Source organism: Labrys sp. KB_33_2, from assembly GCF_052114505.1.
Lineage (GTDB): Bacteria > Pseudomonadota > Alphaproteobacteria > Rhizobiales > Labraceae > Labrys.
The window spans coordinates 60503-76586 of the sequence record NZ_JBFREW010000027.1 but is presented as its reverse complement, the minus strand read 5'-3'; the positions used below and the strand labels follow the sequence as shown (position 1 = coordinate 76586).

The window sequence follows — 16084 nt, the reverse complement described above, 5'->3', positions numbered from 1 at the left end:
GCGGCCGATGAAACCGTTGCTGCCATCAACGCGGCCGGTGCCAAGGGCGTCGCCTTCCAGGGCGACCTCACCTCGGCCGGCGCGGTCGAGAAGCTGTTTGCCGACACCATCGCGGCCGTCGGCCGTCCCGACATCGCCGTCAACACCGTGGGCAAGGTGCTCAAGAAGCCTTTCGTCGAGATCACCGAGGCCGAATATGACGAGATGACCGCGGTCAACTCGAAAACCGCCTTCTTCTTCCTCAAGGAGGCCGGCAAGCACCTCAATGACAACGGCAAGATCTGCACGCTCGTCACCTCGCTGCTCGGCGCCTTCACGCCGTTCTATGCCGCCTATGCCGGCACCAAGGCCCCGGTGGAGCATTTCACGAGAGCCGCTTCCAAGGAGTTCGGCGAGCGCGGCATTTCGGTGACCGCCATCGGTCCCGGCCCGATGGACACGCCCTTCTTCTATCCCGCCGAAGGCGCCGATGCCGTTGCCTACCACAAGAGCGCCGGCGCTCTGTCGAAATTCTCCAAGACCGGCCTCACCGACATCGAGGACATCGTGCCCTATATCCGCTTCCTCGTCTCCGACGGCTGGTGGATGACCGGCCAGACCATCCTCGTCAATGGCGGGTACACCACCAAGTAAGCGCGAGTTTTCCGGGTGCACTGGTATCCCGGCGATATGCTTGCTTGTTGCTATGCCCGTTCTTCCCCGGTGAGCAGACGCGGTGCTTCCAAAAAGACGGGCAAGATGCCCGTGCACTCGGAGGGACTTCCTCATGGATTGGGGAAGTCCTTCCGCCTGGTCTCCCATTTTTGTGTTCCCTGCGAGATTGTCTCCCTGTGCGCGTGCAGGTAAAACAATCGCATGTGGAAATACGCCAATCCCACCCTGTTCATGGGCCTTGCCGGTCGTCTCCTGCCCTGGCTGGCAGGAGCGACGGTGCTGTTGTTCGCCGCCGGTCTCTACGGGGCGGCCGTTGCGCCCGACGACTACCAGCAGGGCGCCACGGTGAAGATCATGTATATTCACGTGCCCTGTGCCTGGCTCGCCATGGCCGGCTGGGGCGCGATGTCGCTTTCGGCACTCGGTGTGCTGGTCTGGCGTCATCCCCTTGCCGAGGTGGCGATGAAGGCCGCCATGCCGATCGGCGCTGCCTTCACCCTGCTGTGCCTGATCACCGGTTCGCTCTGGGGGCAGCCGATGTGGGGCACCTGGTGGGTCTGGGATGCGCGCCTGACCTCGGTACTCGTGCTGTTCCTGATGTATCTGGCGCTGATGGCGCTGTGGCACTCCATCGAGGATCCCAGCAGGGCGGCGCGGATCTCGGCCGTGCTGGTACTGGTCGGCGCCGTCAACATTCCGATCATCAAATTCTCGGTGGACTGGTGGAACACCCTGCACCAGGGTGCGTCGGTGTTCCGCATCGGCGGTTCCACCATCTATTCGTGGATGATGCTGTGGCCGCTGCTCGACATGGCGATCGCCTTCACCCTGCTCTTCGCCACGCTGCATCTGATGGCGATGCGCAACGAAATCCTGCGCCGGCGTATCCGCACCATGCGCCTGATGGCGGCGGCCGGCGTCACCCCGGCCATGACCGCCTCCGTTCCGGTGGAGGTCTGACATGGTGGTGTTCGGCATGGACCTTGGTCCGCACTGGGCTTTCATCGCCTGGGCCTATGGCCTGGCGGCGATCGTGATCGTGGCGCTGATCGCCTGGGTGGTGCTCGATCACAAGGCACAGCACAAGACCCTGGCCGAGCTGGAATCCCAGGGCCTGCGCCGCCGTTCGCGTCGGGACGCCAATCAAAGCGGGCAGACGCCATGACCGAAAGCCACGCCGTGCCGCCGGCACCGCGCCGCCGCGCGCTGGTGTTCCTGCCCTTGATCGTGTTCGCGGCGCTTGCCGGCCTGTTCTTCTACCAGCTCCGCTCGGGCGGCGATCCCTCGGCCTTGCCCTCCACTCTGATCGGCAAACCCGTGCCTGAGATGAGCCTGCCGCCGCTCGCCGAACTCGCGCGGGACGGCAAGACGCTTCCGGGGCTTGCCACCGGCGATCTGAAATCGGGCGGCGTGAGCGTGGTCAACATCTTCGCATCCTGGTGCGGCCCTTGCCGGGACGAACATCCGGTGCTGATGAAGCTTGCGGGCCTCGACAAGGCGCGTCTGGTCGCAATCAATTACAAGGACGATCCCGACAATGCGCGTCGCTATCTCGGTACCTTCGGCAATCCCTATGCGGCCGTGGGCGTCGACGTCAACGGCCGTTCCGCCATCGATTGGGGCGTCTATGGCGTGCCGGAGACCTTCGTGGTCAATGCCAAGGGCGAGATCGTCGACAAGATTGTCGGCCCGCTGAGCGAGGACAGCCTGAAGTCCAGGCTGCTGCCCGCGATCGAGGCCGCCTCCAAACCATAACCGCCGACACGTTCCAAGGCCACAATGACCGATCGTTCCAAGCTTCCCTACCGCCGCTGTGCCGGCGCGGCGCTCTTCAATGCGCAAGGCAAGGTCTTCATCGGCCGCCGCAAGCCGCGTACCGGCAGCGCGCCGGGCAGCTTCGAATGGCAGATGCCGCAGGGCGGTATCGACGAGGGCGAGGATCCCCTTGAGGCGGCGATCCGCGAACTCCATGAAGAGACCAATGTGCGTTCGATCGCCTTTCTGGCCGAAGCGCCCGATTGGTACTCCTATGATCTGCCTGCCGAAGCGGTCGGCGGGGGCTGGACGGGCCGCTATCGTGGTCAGACCCAGAAATGGTTCGCCTTTCGCTTCACCGGCCCCGACAGCGAGATCGACGTGCTCAGGCCGGCCGGCGGCCAGCACAAGGCCGAGTTCGAAGATTGGCGCTGGGAGGATCTTGCTGCCTTGCCCGGCCTGATCGTGCCGTTCAAGCGCGGCGTGTACGATGAGGTGGTGGCGGCTTTCCGCCATCTGGTGGCGTGATGGGTGAAACCAGACCCTATCGCCCCAATGTCGGCATCGCCCTGCTCAATGCCGAGGGGCTGGTGCTGGTCGGCCGGGCCGAGACGTCCGGGCCGGAGCTGATCGTGCCGGGCTTCGAATGGCAATGCCCGCAGGGCGGCATCGACGAGGGCGAAGATATCGTCGCGGCGGCCAAGCGCGAGCTCTGGGAAGAGACCAATGTCCGCACCGCCTCGGTGCTGGCGGTGACGGAGGAATGGTGGCCCTACGACTTCCCACCCTATGACGGGCCACCGCACAAACTGTCACCCTTTCGCGGCCAGAAGCAGCGCTGGGCCGCCCTCCGCTTCGAGGGTACGGACAGCGAGATCGACGTCGTCAACCTGCCGACCGGCGAGCCGCAGGAATTTTTCGGCTGGCGCTGGGAGAGGCTGGCGCGGCTGCCCGAACTGGTGACCCCGCACAAGCGCCCGGTCTATCTGCGCATGGCGCAGGCCTTCGCCCGCCTCGGCGCCTGACGCGCGGGCGGGACTTTCGCCGGACCACCCTGTTCAGCGTAGATCCATTGGACGGATTGGCGCCGTGCCATGCTTGTGCCAAGCTATGCTGCTTCAATGGCATTGACACGGTATTGGGGGCTGCATTTCGGAGGTGGCGTCCCCATATGCTGTTTTTGGCGCGGAGGCGCAGAAGCAATGTTTCGAAATGTCATGCCCTATGATTATACCGTCGGTATCGATCGCTCGGATATCGACTTCATGGGCCATGTCAACAATGCCAGCTATCTGAAATGGGTGCAGGCGGCGATCATCAGTCACTGGGAACGCCTGGCGCCCGCCGAGGCGTTGAAGAAGCATGCCTGGGTGGCGCTCCGTCACGAGATCACCTATCGCAAGCCGGCCTTCCTCGATGACGATGTGATCGCTACCGTCATTCTCGAAAAGGTGCACGGCGCCAGGGCCTTTTACGGCATCATCATCAAGCGCGGCGAGGAAGTGCTGGCCGAGGTGAAGTCGAGCTGGTGCTGCCTGGATGTGGCCACCAAACGCCCGAAACGGCTTTCAAGCGCCATCATCGAGCGTTTTCTCGGCAGGCCGGCGAGCTGAAGAACGTCAGGCCTCCGATGAGGCAAGAATCGCAAAGGCGCGTAGAAGCAAAAAGCTAGGGCAAACAAGCGTTCACGCTTGAACGCGCTTTGCTCCAGGAAAGAGCTGGTCGCGCGAGGCGATGAGCGCCCCGCCGACGATGAGCAGCACGGCGAGCGCCAGGGCCAGGCTCGGTGAAGCGATGCCAACGGCGACCAGGATCAGCGTCGACAGTACAGGCGTGGCGTAGGAGGCGACGCCGAGCAGGCGGATGTCGCCATGCTTGACCCCGCGATCCCAGGCATAGAAGGCCAGACCCACCGGTCCGAGGCCGAGGCCGACGATGGCAAGCCACTCCTTGGCATCGGGCCACACCGTGGTTTCGAACAGGCCGTGGCAGATCAGGGCCAGCACGCAGGTCACCCCGCAAAAGCCCACCACCGCATCCGTTGGCACCGCCTTGAAGCGGCGCGACAAAACCGAATAGCCCGACCAGATGAAGGCGCAGGCTAGCGCCAGCGCATAGCCGGGCGCATTGGCCATCTCGAAGCCCGACACTCCTTTGGCGAGGGCGAGCGCCAGTACCCCGACAAAGCCGAGCATGGCGCCGGCGACGTGATACCAGCGCAGGCGCTCGCCCGGCAGCATGGCGGAGAACAGCACGATCAGGAGCGGCCAGAGATAGGCGATCAGGCTGGCTTCGGCCGGCGGGGCCCGCTTGAGGGCCTCGAAATAGACGGCGTGATAACCGAACAGGCCGCCGACGCCGAGCGCCCAGACCGGCCAGGGCTGGCGTAGAGCCGCGGTAGCGCCAGGCCGGAACGGCCAGGAGGCTGCGCCCATCAGCGTCGCCACCGCAAAGGTCAGCCCCAGCAGTTGGAAGGACGGGATGCGGTAGGTGAGCGCCGTGGTCAGCGCCAGCACGGACCAGAGCAGGATGGCGATCAGGCCGATCAGGGTAGCGAGCAATTTGGCAGGCATGGACGGTTCTTTCGGTTGCGCCTGCTATGCCGCAAAATCGATATCTGCGCTATCGGGGATTTTTGGCCCAGGCCACTGGCCCTGCCATTCCCAATCGTGCCGCTTTTCCAAGGATCGCCGTAGTGGAGGGGAGCGGTAAAGAAAAACCGCAGGCGTTACGCCGGCAGCTTTCTCGCCTGGTGCCGCGGCGGCCGGATCTCGCCGCGCTGGGTGCCGATCGACATCTCGAAGCTGTCGGCGATGCGGCGGGCGCGGTCGATGAAGAGCAGGGCGGCATTGCGAGGCAGCACTTCGAGAGCGGTGCGCTCGAACAGATCGAGCCAGCGATCGAAATGGCGACCTTCCAGCGGCAGCATCAGATGGGGACGGAGCGGGCGGCCGTCATAGCGCCCGCTGCGCAAGATGACGGATGACCAGAAGGCACAGAGCTTGGCGAGATGGTCGTCCCAATCGGCGACTTTCGCGTTGAAGATCGGCCCGATCAACTCGTCCTGCCGCACCCTGCCATAGAAAGTGTGGACCAGGCGCTCGATCATCGCCTCGCTGACCGCGATGCCATCAGGCTCGCTCATATTGATACTGGCTGCCATGGCCGTCTCTATGCCGGAAAATTCGTACGAGGACCAATGCACTGGTGTCGCAGCAGCTATTTTTAGGCGCCGGTACTGACATTCGGATGGCGCATCACCATCTAACTGGAAATCATTGGAAGAGTGGAGGCCGCTATGCGCATGCGTCCACTTGCGATAATTGTTCTTCTTCTTGGTTTGATTGCAAATCCGGCCGGGGCTCAACAGCAGCCCGACCCTGAAAACCCGGACAATGATAGTCGCGAGCAACTTTACGAGCTCGGTCGTTTCATTGCGATCTATCAGCGAGTGCTTGCCACCTATGTCGACAAGCCCGCGCCGGATGTGCTGATCCAGGGCGCGATCGGCGGCATGATGTCGAAGCTCGACCCTCATTCGCGCTATGTCGATCCCAAAGCCATGTCCGACATGCAGCAGGAGCTTGCCGGCAAGCAGGTTGGGCTCGGCCTTGAAGTCGAAATACAGGGCGGACTGGTCAAAGTGGAGCATATCCTGCCGGCCACACCGGCAGCCATGGCAGGCCTGCAGGCGGGAGACATCATCCTTACGCTGGATGGTGGTGGCTTACGAGGGCTAGGCCTGGCCACGGTGCTGCAGCGCATGGAAGGGCCGGTAGGCAGTTCCGCCACCCTGACCGTTCGGCGGCGCGGCAATGCCAGGCCACTGTCCTATACGCTCATGCGCGAGATCATCCGGGCCGAGAGCGTACGCTTCGAGGTGATGGGCGAGGATGTCGGCTATATCCGCATCGGGGAATTCAACGAACAGACGCCCGATAGCCTGAAGCGGATCGCCGAGCGCCTGCCGACCGCCTTCCGGCCTGGCGCCTTGAAGGGCATCGTTCTCGATTTGCGCAACAATCCCGGCGGTTTGCTCGATCAGGCGATCATGGTGTCAGCAGCCTTCATCGGCAAAGGAGTGCTGCTGTCGATCCGTGGGCGCGAGCCCGACCAGTCCAAGGTCTATGTTGCTCATGGCGAGGACATCACCGGCGGCGTGCCGCTGGTGGTGCTGATCAATGGCGGCACCGCCTCGGCAGCCGAGATCGTCGCCGGGGCCTTGCAGGATTTCAAGCGCGCCACCATTGTGGGCACACGCTCCTTTGGCAAGGGCTCGATCCAGACGGTGACGCGCCTGCCCGACGACAGCGCCCTGGTGCTGACCACGGCGCGCTATTACACGCCCCTCGGCCGCTCGATCCAGGCGCAGGGCATCGAGCCCGACATCGCTGTGCAGCAGCCGGACCCGACCGGTGCCGGCCTCGGCCATGCCACGCCGGGCGAAGCTGGCCTGACAGGCCACCTCAAGGGCACCGGTGCGAAGGATGAGAGCGGCTCGTCCTTCTATGTGCCGCCGAACCCTTCCGACGACATCCAGCTTGGCATTGCCCTCGACATGCTGCGGAGTACCGAGCGCGGGGGCAGCGAATTATGGCGGCCTCCCGGGAACTGAGCGGCGACGATTCGGCTGCCCGGTCGAAACAGCTGATGGCTTTCGAGCCGTCATTGCGAATGAAGGGAAGGAATCCAGTGCCGTCGGGCTCTTCGTTTATGGGCCTCTGGATTGCTTCCCTTCGTTCGCAATGACGAAATTTCGAATCCGAAACCGGAATGCAACTGCCCCCTACTTGCTCGCCCCGTCGAATTTTTGAATCTCGAGCGCATCAAGATCGATGGCCGGCACGCAGCGCAGATTGATCGCCACCATGGCAACTCCGTCGGGCCGCGTAGCCTTGGCAAAGGCCTGCGTGCCGCAGGTCTCGCAGAACTGATGTTCGATACGGTGCTTGTTGAACTGGTAGGTCCTGAGCCTGGCCGGGTCGGCGGAGATGGTCACCGCTTCTACCGGCAGGAAGGCCAGGAGCGAGCCCTTTCGGCGGCAATAGGAGCAATTGCAGCTCACCGCGCTGCTCGGCGCGTCGGCCTCGGCTTTGAAGGAGACGGCGCCGCAATGGCAACTACCCTCGAAGCTCATTTCTCGTCCTCCCGGAATGGATATCTTTGCGGTGCCGAGCATAGTCCGAGGTGAAGGATTCGGGCATCCCGTCCGGGCAATGGGGAAGACTATTTCCTTTTGTTCGCGCAAGGCCTTGGCAGACATCAAAACCATACACACTCTATATTCTGAGTGAGGTGCTCGACCGGGTTGCCCGAATCCGGCTTGCCGTTTCATGGGAGATATTCATGGCCCGCCAATTGCGGCTCGGCGCCTTCATGCGCCCGGCAAGCATTCATACCGGAGCCTGGCGCTATCCCGGCGCCTGGCCCGATGCCAATTTCAACTTCGCCCATCTCAAGCACCTGGCCCAGCGGCTCGAAAGCGCCCGCTTCGATGCCTTTTTCATGGCCGATCATCTCGCCGTGCTCAACATGCCGGTGGAGGCGCTCAAGCGCAGCCATACAGTGACCTCGTTCGAGCCCTTCACCCTGTTGTCGGCGCTAGCCGCCGTCACCGAACATATCGGCCTGGTGGCCACGGCCTCCACCACTTTCGATGCCCCCTACCATGTCGCGCGGCGCTTTGCCTCGCTCGATCATCTCAGCGGCGGCCGGGCAGGCTGGAATATCGTCACCACCTCCAATCCCGACGCGGCCCTGAATTTCGGCCTCGACGAGCATGTCGAACATGACGAGCGCTACCACCGGGCACGCGAATTCTACGATGTGGTGACCGGGCTCTGGGACAGTTGGGCCGACGATGCCTTCAGCCGCGACGCGGAAAGCGGCATCTATTTCGATCCTGCCCGCCTGCATGTGCTCGGCCACAAGGGCGAGCATCTGTCCGTGCGTGGGCCGCTGAACATCGCCCGCCCGGTGCAGGGCTGGCCCGTGATCGTGCAGGCGGGCTCATCGGAGCCGGGCCGCCAACTCGCGGCCGAGACGGCTGAGGCGGTGTTCACTGCGCCGCCCAATCTGGCGGAGGGGCGTCGCTTCTACGCCGACGTCAAGGGTCGGATGGCAAAGCTCGGCCGCGACAGGGACCATATGAAGATCCTGCCGGCCGCCTTCGTGGTGGTCGGCGACAGCGTGGAAGAGGCCAGGGCCAAGCGCGCCAGGCTCGACAGCCTGGTGCATTACGACAGCGCCGTCGCCTCGCTCTCCATCGCCCTTGGCTACGATGTCTCGGGCTTCGATCCCGATGGCAGGCTGCCCCCCATTCCCGAGACCAATGCCAGCAAGAGCGGCCGCGAGCGGGTGCTGCAGCTGGCCGAAAGCGAAGGTCTTACGGTGCGTCAGCTTGCCCAGCGCCTCGGTGGCTATGCCGGCCTGGCCTTCGTCGGCACCCCCGGCAGCATTGCCGATGAAATGGCGGAATGGCTCGATAGCGAAGGTTCGGACGGCTTCAACGTGATGTTCCCCTATCTGCCCGGCGGCCTCGACGATTTCGTCAACAAGGTCGTGCCGGTGCTCCAGGAGCGCGGCCTGTTCCGGCGCGACTATGAGGGGCGGACGCTGCGCGAAAATCTCGGCCTGCCGCGGCCGGAGAACCAGTTCTTCAAGTAGGGGGAAGCTTCCCTCGAAGTGAACCGGCTTCATTGCCGTTTTTAAGGCGGGCGCCACCAGCCTTCCCCACTTCGTGGAGAGGGCCGGTGGCGTCAGGTCCTGCCTGGCCTTACACCATTGAGAAGCTGTCGGGATCCGGGCCGATCTTGCCCTTGGCATCGTCGAGCTTCTCGATGGCGGCAATGTCTTCCGGCGCCAGCTTGAAGTCGAAGACCTGGAAGTTCTCGACGATGCGGGCCGGCGTCACCGATTTGGGGATGACGACGTTGCCGATGTCGAGATGCCAGCGCAGGATCACCTGGGCGGCGCTCTTGCCGTATTTCCTGCCGATGGCCGTCAGCGCCGGATCGCTCAGCAGCGTGCCCTGGCCGAGCGGGCTCCAGGCCTCCGTGGCGATGCCTTCCTTGGCGTGATAAGCGCGTAGCGCCTTCTGCTGGAAGCGCGGATGCAGCTCGACCTGGTTGATCGCCGGGACCACGCCGGTTTCCGCCTTCAGGCGCTCGAGATGGGCGATCTGGAAGTTGGAGACGCCGATGGAGGCGACAAGGCCCTCCTCGCGCAGCTTGATCAGGGCCTTCCAGCTCTCGACATAGAGATCGCGCGAGGGCACCGGCCAATGGATGAGATAGAGGTCGATCTTCTCCAGACGCAATTTCTTCAGGCTGGCTTCGAAGGCGCGCAGGGCCGTGTCATAGCCCTGATCGCCGTTCCACAGCTTGGTGGTGACATAGATGTCCTTGACGGGAACGCTGGAGGCGGCGAGCGCATCACCCACGCCCTCTTCATTGCCGTAGATGGCGGCGGTGTCGATCGAGCGGTAGCCCGCCTCGATCGCCGCCGTCACCGCGGCATTCGCGCCCTCGTTCGGCACCTGCCAGACGCCGAAGCCGAGCTGCGGGATTTCCTTGCCGTCATTGAAACGGATGGTCGGACTCATGGGGGATCTTTCCTGAAATCTGCTGAAGGAAAAAGCGATGAAGGAAAACGGCGATCCGATCCCTGAGGGCACGGATCGTCGGAGGGAAGGGATGCAGCCGCCAGGACTGCGTCTTTCATCTATGGTCTTACCGGCGAAGCGCAACCTTCCGCCCTACTGAAAACCGGCGATCCCATGCGGAACATAGGGGGCTTCGAGCGCCGCGATCTCCTCGGCCGTCAGGGTCAGGCCCAGAGCCGCGATGGCGTCGGTCAGGTGATGCGGTTTGGAGGCGCCGACGATCGGGGTCGTCACGCCGCTTTTCTGTGCCACCCAGGCGAGGGCCACCTGTGCCCGCGGCACGCCGCGCGCCTTGGCGATGGCGGCCACCGCCTCGATGACCTTGCGGTCGGCTTCCTGCGTGGCGTCGTAGAGCGCCGTGCCGACATTGTCGCTTTCCTGGCGCTCGCTGCTTTCGTTCCAGTCTCGCGTCAGCCGGCCGCGGGCGAGCGGGCTCCAGGGCAGCACGGCAATGCCCTGGTCGCGGCACAGCGGCAGCATCTCGCGCTCCTCTTCCCGATAGAGCAGGTTGAGATGGTCCTGCATGCTGACGAATTCGGTCCAGCCATGGAGGCGGGAGGTGTAGAGCGCCTTGGTGAACTGCCAGGCATGCATGGAGGAGGCTCCGATATAGCGGGCCTTGCCGGCCTTCACCACATCATGCAGGGCCTCCAGCGTCTCCTCGATCGGGGTCTGTTCATCCCAGCGATGGATCTGGTAGAGATCGACATAGTCCGTGCCGAGGCGCCGGAGGCTGTTGTCGATCTCCGCAAGGATGGCGCGGCGCGACAGGCCTGCGCCATTGGGGCCGGGACGCTGGCGGAAGAAGACCTTGGTCGCCAGCACGATGTCCTCGCGCCGTGAAAATTCCTTGATGGCTCGGCCGACGATTTCCTCGGAGGTGCCGTCCGAATAGGAATTGGCGGTGTCGAGAAAGTTGATGCCGGCCTCGATGGCCTGGCGGATCAGGGGGCGGCTCTGGTCCTCGGGCAGGGTCCAGGCGTGGTTGCCGCGATCGGGAACGCCATAGGTCATGCAGCCAAGGCACAGGCGCGACACTTCAAGGCCCGTCGAGCCGAGCTTGATGTAATCCATGGATGAAACTCCTTGCTGAAAAATGGTTTCGGACACGGCGCCATCTGAAAGACGACGCGAGCCGACTAATCCCGCTATTCGATGGATTGGGTCGATTGTGAATCGGCCGGGGTCCGAAGTCCAGGCTTCAAGCGAGGCAGGTGGCTCGCCGGCGTTCACGGAGCTGTGAGATAGTTCGCGATGGCCCTTTACCTTACAACTCGAACTCGATGCCTTCCTTGCCCGCTGCGGGGAAGACGCAATCATAATGCCAGCGTGTCTTCAATTCCTCATCATCCCATTGCTCCGTATTGGGCTGACGAAAATTGAAGATCAGCGTCTTCTGGCGTTCGGGATCGTGCTTGAGGATGCGGGCGATGGTTTCCGCATCCGGATGATCATGGCGGCTGCCGTCCGTCGAGAAGGCAAAACGGGTGCAGTCGATCAGGCTGAGCAGCGCCGGCGAGGTGTTGGCCTTGCTGCCGTGATGGGAGACTTTCAGGCAGTCGAGCTTCAACGGATTGGCCGCGCTATGGCCGAGCCGCTCGAGGGCGGCCTCGATGACGTCGGCATGGGAGTCCGCTGCCATCAACACGCGCCTTTGGTCGAACTCTGCGATAAAGGCGATGCTGGTGCCATTGGGCCTGGTGCTGTCGCCGCTGTATTGGCGCGCAGCCAGCGCCTCGACATTGAGGCCGCCGAGCATCTCGCGCCCTTCGACCTCGGCCTGCTCTACCGGATCCATGTCTTCCTTGCGCAGATGAGCCTCGGCCAGTGCGCTCTCCCAGGTTGGCAGCAGCCTGGTGAGCTGGTGGTCCGTGGGGGAAAGCAGGGTGAGTTCCAGTCCGCCGGCGAACGGCAAGGGCGCTGCCGCCTCCGGGCTGCCCGTGGAGACGATGCGGGAAGCGAATTGGCTGTTCCACGGCCAGTCGCTGGCCTCGATGCCGATCGTAACTTTCTCGGCCTGGTCGACGCCAAGCGTCTCGAAGTCGCGGAGCCGCTCCCTGGCGTCGACGAGTTGGGCGTAGGCGTTGAACCAGACATTGCAGGCCGTGAAGGGAAGCATCGTCTCCCCGAACAGTGGCACCGCTCCTTCGATGTGGTCGGCATCGATATGACTGATGGCGAAGAGCTCAAAGCTGCCGATCGCCTGCAGCAGCGGCTTCAGCGCCCGATAATTCTTGGTGCGCCCGAGATCGATCAAAGCGCGGTGAAGCGTGCCCTCCTCGCTCCAACTCAACATCAGCGCGTCGCCCTCGGAGGCCGGATGCATGGCGAGCTTGAAAACCGGCATGGCGTACTCCTCAATCGCCGAGGCGGATCACGGTGAAGGCCTGGGCGGAATCGATGCGGTTGGCGAAGGCGCGGGCTGTGCGGCGCGGGGCTTCGAGCACCTTTTCGTCCGGCAGGCTTTCGAGCCCGCGGGCCAGCCAGTCAGCCGACAACGAATAGAGCGGGGCGCCACGCGAAAAGCCTTCCAGCAGATGGGTCTTGGCCTGCTCGAACTGCCCGGCACTGCGTGCCCGCATCAGCAGACGGCGGCCGAGAATGATGGGCCCGTCGGGGATGAGCGGAAACCAGTTGGCGAGATTGGCGAGCCAGGGATCCCAGCGCCGTTCGAGATCCGGCGAGGAGGCCGAAACGGCAATCAGTGCCGCTGCCAGCGCCGCGATCGGATCGGCGAGCTTGTCCTGCATCGCATCGATCACGGCCTGCTGCAGCCCGCCGGCCAGGAGGCGGCCGCCGGCCTCGACGTCGCGCGCCGCCAGGAAACCGATCAGGCCGCTCCAGATGGGGTTTTCGGCGATGATGGTGGCCGCGCTTCTTTCGCGTAGCGCCAGCCTGTCGATGAGGACGTAGGGGTTCCACCGCCCTGCAATGCTTGGCACCACGGCGAGGTCGCGGCGAGGGCCGGTCTCGATCGCCACGAACACCGGACGATCATGGGCGCCCTTTTCGAAGGGCGCGAAGCGGTGGGCCTCGGCATCGGCCAGGCCGAGCTGCACGAACCGTCCGTCATCGTTCTCTATCGCTGCGGTGAGGCGCGGATCGGCAAGGGCATGCAGGCCGAGTGCACAATCGACATAGCCGGCGATGGTGGCGACCACCGGTATCACAGCCGGAGGGGCGGGCAGAGGAAAGTCGGCCTGCCAACGGGGCGGAGCCTGAAGGTTGATATCCGCCGGCGGACGAGGCCGCAGGCCTTCCAAGCCCGGCGCCGGGGCGGGAGGAGAAGGGGGCGGCACGGCACCGGTTGCGGTCGCCGTTCCCAGCCATTCATGCGGCGAAGCCGGCATGGCGAAGCGCACTTCCAGCACCTCGTCCTTGTCCACCGTGACGTTCTGGACCTCCACCCGGCCGTCGGGCGTGCGCAACGTGACGACATGCTCGCCAGGCCGGACATCCACCGGTGTGGCGCCGCCGATGGCGACGACGACCTGCTTGGGGTTCTTCTTCGGATCATCAGCCCTGACAATCTCGGCTATGGCACCGGCAGCGATCGCCACGGGCCCGGAAAGGCCGATGAGAAGCTGCGCGGCGGGGCCGAAGCTGCGCCCGGGATCGAGTTTTTCCACCACTGCCGTGGTCGGTGTGGCGCTGCGCTTGACTTCCAGGAAGACGGCAGGTGCCCGGGCCTTGCCCTTGGCCCCCCCGATATCTGCGCCGAAACGGCGGACGGAGACATTGATGGCGGTGGCTTCCGGGTATTTCAGGAGCTGGAAGGGGGGCCTTCCAGCTGCGCCCTCGAAGGCCGTTTCGCCACCGGGGGTGGCGGTGACGATGAAATCGCTCTCAGGCCAATTTTCGGGCTGGGCCATCGAGATATAGACCGGGATTTCCGCCCGCTCGCCGGCGAAGGTGATCTCGAAGGTACCGGCGATGCGCCCGCCGGGCGTCTGCGGCTTCTCATCCGGCTGGCGGTGCAGCTCGAGCAGCCGGCTGATGCTGTCCACCATCGGGCCGGGACGCACCGGCCAGTCCTCGTCGGCCGGGTCGCCGGCGACGCCGCCGAGAGCGCTGAGCAGCGCGTCGGCAAACAAGGTGGTGTTGTTGACGCGCCCTCCTGCGGTTTCTCCGAGTGCGGTGGCGGCGATCACCCATTGCTTGCTCGGCTCGTCATGTCCCCTGTTCTCACGGGTCAGGGCAATCAGCTTGCTGCCGAAGGGCTCGTTCCAGGGCAGAGAGAGGTCCGTTGCCGAGCGGCAGCAATCGAACAGCAGAAGCTGGGAGACAGCCTTGGCGTTCTCCAGCGCGGACATGAACTGCTCGACCTCCGACATGCCGGCGGTCCGGTCGAGTTCGTCCATCCCGTAATCTTCGAAGAGGAAGGCGGTGCGGGAGAGGAGGCTCTCGCCATGGCTCGCGACATAGAGGATGGCGAGATTGTCCTTGTGGCTGTTGATGCGCCGGACCCAGGCGCGTACGGCTTCGCGCGCCAGAGCGAAGGTCGCGCGCGGCACCGGCCCGTCGGCATAGGTCGCCTGGGGCTGCGCCGTGGTGGCCGGCTCGGAAAGCAGGATGGCGAGGCTGCCGAGCGGGCAAGCCTCGTTGCGAAAGCCCGGCGCCTCGCCGACAAACCAATCCGCCAGGACGCGAGCCGAAATGGTGGTGGAGGTCAGCGGCTTCTTGAAACGCGGCGACTGGTAGGCGCCGACCCCGATGATCAGTGCATGGGTGGCGGGACCGGCCGCCAGCGTGTCGTCGCGGTAGACCAGTCCGGAGCCTCTGTCAGGATGATCGCCGGGCAGCATCATGGCGCTAGACCGGGAAGCCGGGCAGGGGATAGGCAGTCGGTGCCGGCTCGGTCGGCGTGACATAGCTGCGCAGGGCAACGTCCATCATCAGCCAGCCCCAATTGATGAGCCGGCTCTGCTCCTCTTCGTCGAAGGGATTGAGGCGGGTGCGCATTTGGGCCAACCGTGTCACCATCGCGGGATCGGGCTTAAGCTTCTGTGGCGCCGGATATTTCGAGGCGACACTGTCGATGGCGCTGAAGGCGACCACGCGCCCGGCCGCCTTGGCTTCGGCGAAGAGCAGGCGCTTGCGCAGGCCACGTGCCTGGTCGGTGGCGATGTCGAGGGCGCGCAGGGCCTGCTGGGGCCAGAAGGCGTGAGCGGATTCCTCGGTGCCGAAGGGGGCGCCGGCATCGCTGACGATCACCGTGGCGAAATCGTCCACCGTCTCCAGGCCGAGGTTGTCATAGGCGCCGCCATCGGTCAGGGAAAGCCTGCGGTTGTAGTCGGGGTCGCCGAAATGGCTCGTGCCGGTGGCGTTCACCCAGCGTGCGGGATCGACCTTGATCTCCACCGGCGAAAGCACGGGCGGAAAGGCGCTCGAGGCGGCGACGGCCACCGCCAGCCGGATGTCGGGTTTGGGGATGATGCCGACGGCATAATCGGCCAGCCTGACCTTTTGCAGGCGCACGAGCCGGCCGGTCTGCAGATTGGTGGCGTTGAAGACGAATTGCGGGCTGTCCGGCAGATCCTGCAGGCTGATGCCCTCGAAGAGATCGTCATAGGTGTCCGCGAGAACATCCCCGATGCTCTTGCCGGGCAGGAACGCTCCAAACCCCACTGCTTTGGTATCGACCGAGCGGGTGCAGAATTCGCGCAGCGGTGCGATCACCTTGGCGTCGAGATCGGTGGCGATGCCGTTCTGGAATTTCAGCTGCTTCCAGGCGGCCGCCAGCATGCCCGAGGTGATCGAGCCGCCCGACACGCTGGAGATGCGGCTGATCCTGGCGAGCAGGCCAAGCTGGTTGAGCCGGATCAGGGCGCCACAATGATAGAGCGTGGCGCGAAAGCCGCCGCCCGACAGGGCCAGCGCCGGCGTATTGCGGTCCACCGTGCGGTCTTCGATTCCGCCGTCCTGTGCCATCGCCAATCCCCCATGCCGGATCTGCGGGCGAAGTGTTCGACTGGAGGCGTGAGTCGGGCGTTATTCCTGGTTCCGAAGACG

Annotated in this window: 17 protein-coding genes; 9 read left to right on the top strand and 8 right to left on the bottom strand. The window is 64.4% G+C overall.

Going from position 1 to position 16084, the window contains the following annotated elements; all coding sequences use genetic code 11:
- The 7 genes from AB4037_RS32480 to AB4037_RS32450 form a co-directional block, all read left to right on the top strand.
- The coding region (locus AB4037_RS32480) for an SDR family oxidoreductase (protein WP_441774345.1) at positions 1-633 on the top strand (633 nt) is incomplete at its 5' end.
- 222 nt (positions 634-855) lie between these two features.
- On the top strand, positions 856-1614 hold the full coding sequence (locus AB4037_RS32475; RefSeq protein WP_434959126.1) for a heme ABC transporter permease: 759 nt from the start codon (positions 856-858) through the stop codon (positions 1612-1614).
- A 1-nt stretch (position 1615) separates the two neighbouring features.
- The gene (ccmD, locus tag AB4037_RS32470; protein ID WP_441774344.1) at positions 1616-1819 is read left to right on the top strand and encodes a heme exporter protein CcmD; all 204 of its coding nucleotides are present in this window, start codon (positions 1616-1618) and stop codon (positions 1817-1819) included.
- Entirely contained in the window at positions 1816-2409 is a 594-nt protein-coding gene (locus tag AB4037_RS32465) for a DsbE family thiol:disulfide interchange protein (RefSeq protein WP_441774343.1), read from the top strand. Before ccmD ends, AB4037_RS32465 begins: the two co-directional genes overlap by 4 nt.
- A 24-nt stretch (positions 2410-2433) precedes the next feature.
- The gene (locus tag AB4037_RS32460) at positions 2434-2937 is read left to right on the top strand and encodes an RNA pyrophosphohydrolase (protein WP_441774342.1); all 504 of its coding nucleotides are present in this window, start codon (positions 2434-2436) and stop codon (positions 2935-2937) included.
- Positions 2937-3434, top strand: coding sequence for an RNA pyrophosphohydrolase (locus AB4037_RS32455; RefSeq protein WP_441774341.1), 498 nt, complete (start codon positions 2937-2939; stop codon positions 3432-3434). Before AB4037_RS32460 ends, AB4037_RS32455 begins: the two co-directional genes overlap by 1 nt.
- A gap of 192 nt (positions 3435-3626) precedes the next feature.
- Positions 3627-4022 carry an acyl-CoA thioesterase gene (locus AB4037_RS32450; RefSeq protein WP_434959131.1) on the top strand — a complete coding sequence of 132 codons (396 nt, stop codon included), beginning with the start codon at positions 3627-3629 and terminating at the stop codon, positions 4020-4022.
- Between the two features lie 72 nt (positions 4023-4094).
- On the opposite strand, the gene yddG is transcribed toward AB4037_RS32450, so the two are convergent.
- Both yddG and AB4037_RS32440 read right to left on the bottom strand, forming a co-directional pair.
- Positions 4095-4982 carry an aromatic amino acid exporter YddG gene (gene yddG / locus AB4037_RS32445; protein ID WP_441774340.1) on the bottom strand — a complete coding sequence of 296 codons (888 nt, stop codon included), beginning with the start codon at positions 4980-4982 and terminating at the stop codon, positions 4095-4097.
- A 155-nt stretch (positions 4983-5137) separates the two neighbouring features.
- Positions 5138-5572, bottom strand: coding sequence for a group III truncated hemoglobin (locus AB4037_RS32440; RefSeq protein WP_434959133.1), 435 nt, complete (start codon positions 5570-5572; stop codon positions 5138-5140).
- Between the two features lie 135 nt (positions 5573-5707).
- Between AB4037_RS32440 and AB4037_RS32435 the strand changes: the two genes are divergently transcribed.
- Positions 5708-7024, top strand: a complete 1317-nt coding sequence (locus tag AB4037_RS32435) for a S41 family peptidase (protein WP_441774339.1) — start codon at positions 5708-5710, stop codon at positions 7022-7024.
- Between the two features lie 171 nt (positions 7025-7195).
- Here the strand turns inward: AB4037_RS32435 and AB4037_RS32430 are convergent, their stop codons facing one another.
- Positions 7196-7546 carry a GFA family protein gene (locus AB4037_RS32430; protein ID WP_441774338.1) on the bottom strand — a complete coding sequence of 117 codons (351 nt, stop codon included), beginning with the start codon at positions 7544-7546 and terminating at the stop codon, positions 7196-7198.
- Between the two features lie 209 nt (positions 7547-7755).
- On the opposite strand from AB4037_RS32430, the gene AB4037_RS32425 reads away from it, so the two are divergent.
- Positions 7756-9075, top strand: a complete 1320-nt coding sequence (locus AB4037_RS32425) for an LLM class flavin-dependent oxidoreductase (RefSeq protein ID WP_434959135.1) — start codon at positions 7756-7758, stop codon at positions 9073-9075.
- Between the two features lie 109 nt (positions 9076-9184).
- On the opposite strand, the gene AB4037_RS32420 is transcribed toward AB4037_RS32425, so the two are convergent.
- From AB4037_RS32420 to AB4037_RS32400, 5 genes are all read right to left on the bottom strand, one after another.
- Positions 9185-10012: an aldo/keto reductase gene (locus AB4037_RS32420; RefSeq protein ID WP_434959136.1), complete on the bottom strand. Its 828-nt coding sequence runs from the start codon at positions 10010-10012 to the stop codon at positions 9185-9187.
- Between the two features lie 153 nt (positions 10013-10165).
- On the bottom strand, positions 10166-11146 hold the full coding sequence (locus tag AB4037_RS32415; protein WP_441774337.1) for an aldo/keto reductase: 981 nt from the start codon (positions 11144-11146) through the stop codon (positions 10166-10168).
- Between the two features lie 193 nt (positions 11147-11339).
- Positions 11340-12419 carry a hypothetical protein gene (locus tag AB4037_RS32410; protein ID WP_441774336.1) on the bottom strand — a complete coding sequence of 360 codons (1080 nt, stop codon included), beginning with the start codon at positions 12417-12419 and terminating at the stop codon, positions 11340-11342.
- Positions 12420-12429: 10 nt separating this feature from the next.
- Positions 12430-14880: a caspase family protein gene (locus tag AB4037_RS32405; RefSeq protein ID WP_441774335.1), complete on the bottom strand. Its 2451-nt coding sequence runs from the start codon at positions 14878-14880 to the stop codon at positions 12430-12432.
- Positions 14881-14884: 4 nt separating this feature from the next.
- Entirely contained in the window at positions 14885-16003 is a 1119-nt protein-coding gene (locus AB4037_RS32400) for a patatin-like phospholipase family protein (RefSeq protein ID WP_441774334.1), read from the bottom strand.
- Positions 16004-16084: the final 81 nt, after the last annotated feature.

Excerpts from the sequence above, each read along its gene's own strand:
- AB4037_RS32475 (WP_434959126.1), top strand. The coding sequence starts at position 856 with ATGTGGAAATACGCCAATCCCACCCTGTTCATGGGCCTTGCCGGTCGT.
- ccmD (WP_441774344.1), top strand. The coding sequence starts at position 1,616 with ATGGTGGTGTTCGGCATGGACCTTGGTCCGCACTGGGCTTTCATCGCC.
- AB4037_RS32465 (WP_441774343.1), top strand. The coding sequence starts at position 1,816 with ATGACCGAAAGCCACGCCGTGCCGCCGGCACCGCGCCGCCGCGCGCTG.
- AB4037_RS32460 (WP_441774342.1), top strand. The coding sequence starts at position 2,434 with ATGACCGATCGTTCCAAGCTTCCCTACCGCCGCTGTGCCGGCGCGGCG.
- AB4037_RS32455 (WP_441774341.1), top strand. The coding sequence starts at position 2,937 with ATGGGTGAAACCAGACCCTATCGCCCCAATGTCGGCATCGCCCTGCTC.
- AB4037_RS32450 (WP_434959131.1), top strand. The coding sequence starts at position 3,627 with ATGCCCTATGATTATACCGTCGGTATCGATCGCTCGGATATCGACTTC.
- yddG (WP_441774340.1), bottom strand. The coding sequence starts at position 4,982 with ATGCCTGCCAAATTGCTCGCTACCCTGATCGGCCTGATCGCCATCCTG.
- AB4037_RS32440 (WP_434959133.1), bottom strand. The coding sequence starts at position 5,572 with ATGGCAGCCAGTATCAATATGAGCGAGCCTGATGGCATCGCGGTCAGC.
- AB4037_RS32435 (WP_441774339.1), top strand. The coding sequence starts at position 5,708 with ATGCGCATGCGTCCACTTGCGATAATTGTTCTTCTTCTTGGTTTGATT.
- AB4037_RS32430 (WP_441774338.1), bottom strand. The coding sequence starts at position 7,546 with ATGAGCTTCGAGGGTAGTTGCCATTGCGGCGCCGTCTCCTTCAAAGCC.
- AB4037_RS32425 (WP_434959135.1), top strand. The coding sequence starts at position 7,756 with ATGGCCCGCCAATTGCGGCTCGGCGCCTTCATGCGCCCGGCAAGCATT.
- AB4037_RS32420 (WP_434959136.1), bottom strand. The coding sequence starts at position 10,012 with ATGAGTCCGACCATCCGTTTCAATGACGGCAAGGAAATCCCGCAGCTC.
- AB4037_RS32415 (WP_441774337.1), bottom strand. The coding sequence starts at position 11,146 with ATGGATTACATCAAGCTCGGCTCGACGGGCCTTGAAGTGTCGCGCCTG.
- AB4037_RS32410 (WP_441774336.1), bottom strand. The coding sequence starts at position 12,419 with ATGCCGGTTTTCAAGCTCGCCATGCATCCGGCCTCCGAGGGCGACGCG.
- AB4037_RS32405 (WP_441774335.1), bottom strand. The coding sequence starts at position 14,880 with ATGATGCTGCCCGGCGATCATCCTGACAGAGGCTCCGGACTGGTCTAC.
- AB4037_RS32400 (WP_441774334.1), bottom strand. The coding sequence starts at position 16,003 with ATGGCACAGGACGGCGGAATCGAAGACCGCACGGTGGACCGCAATACG.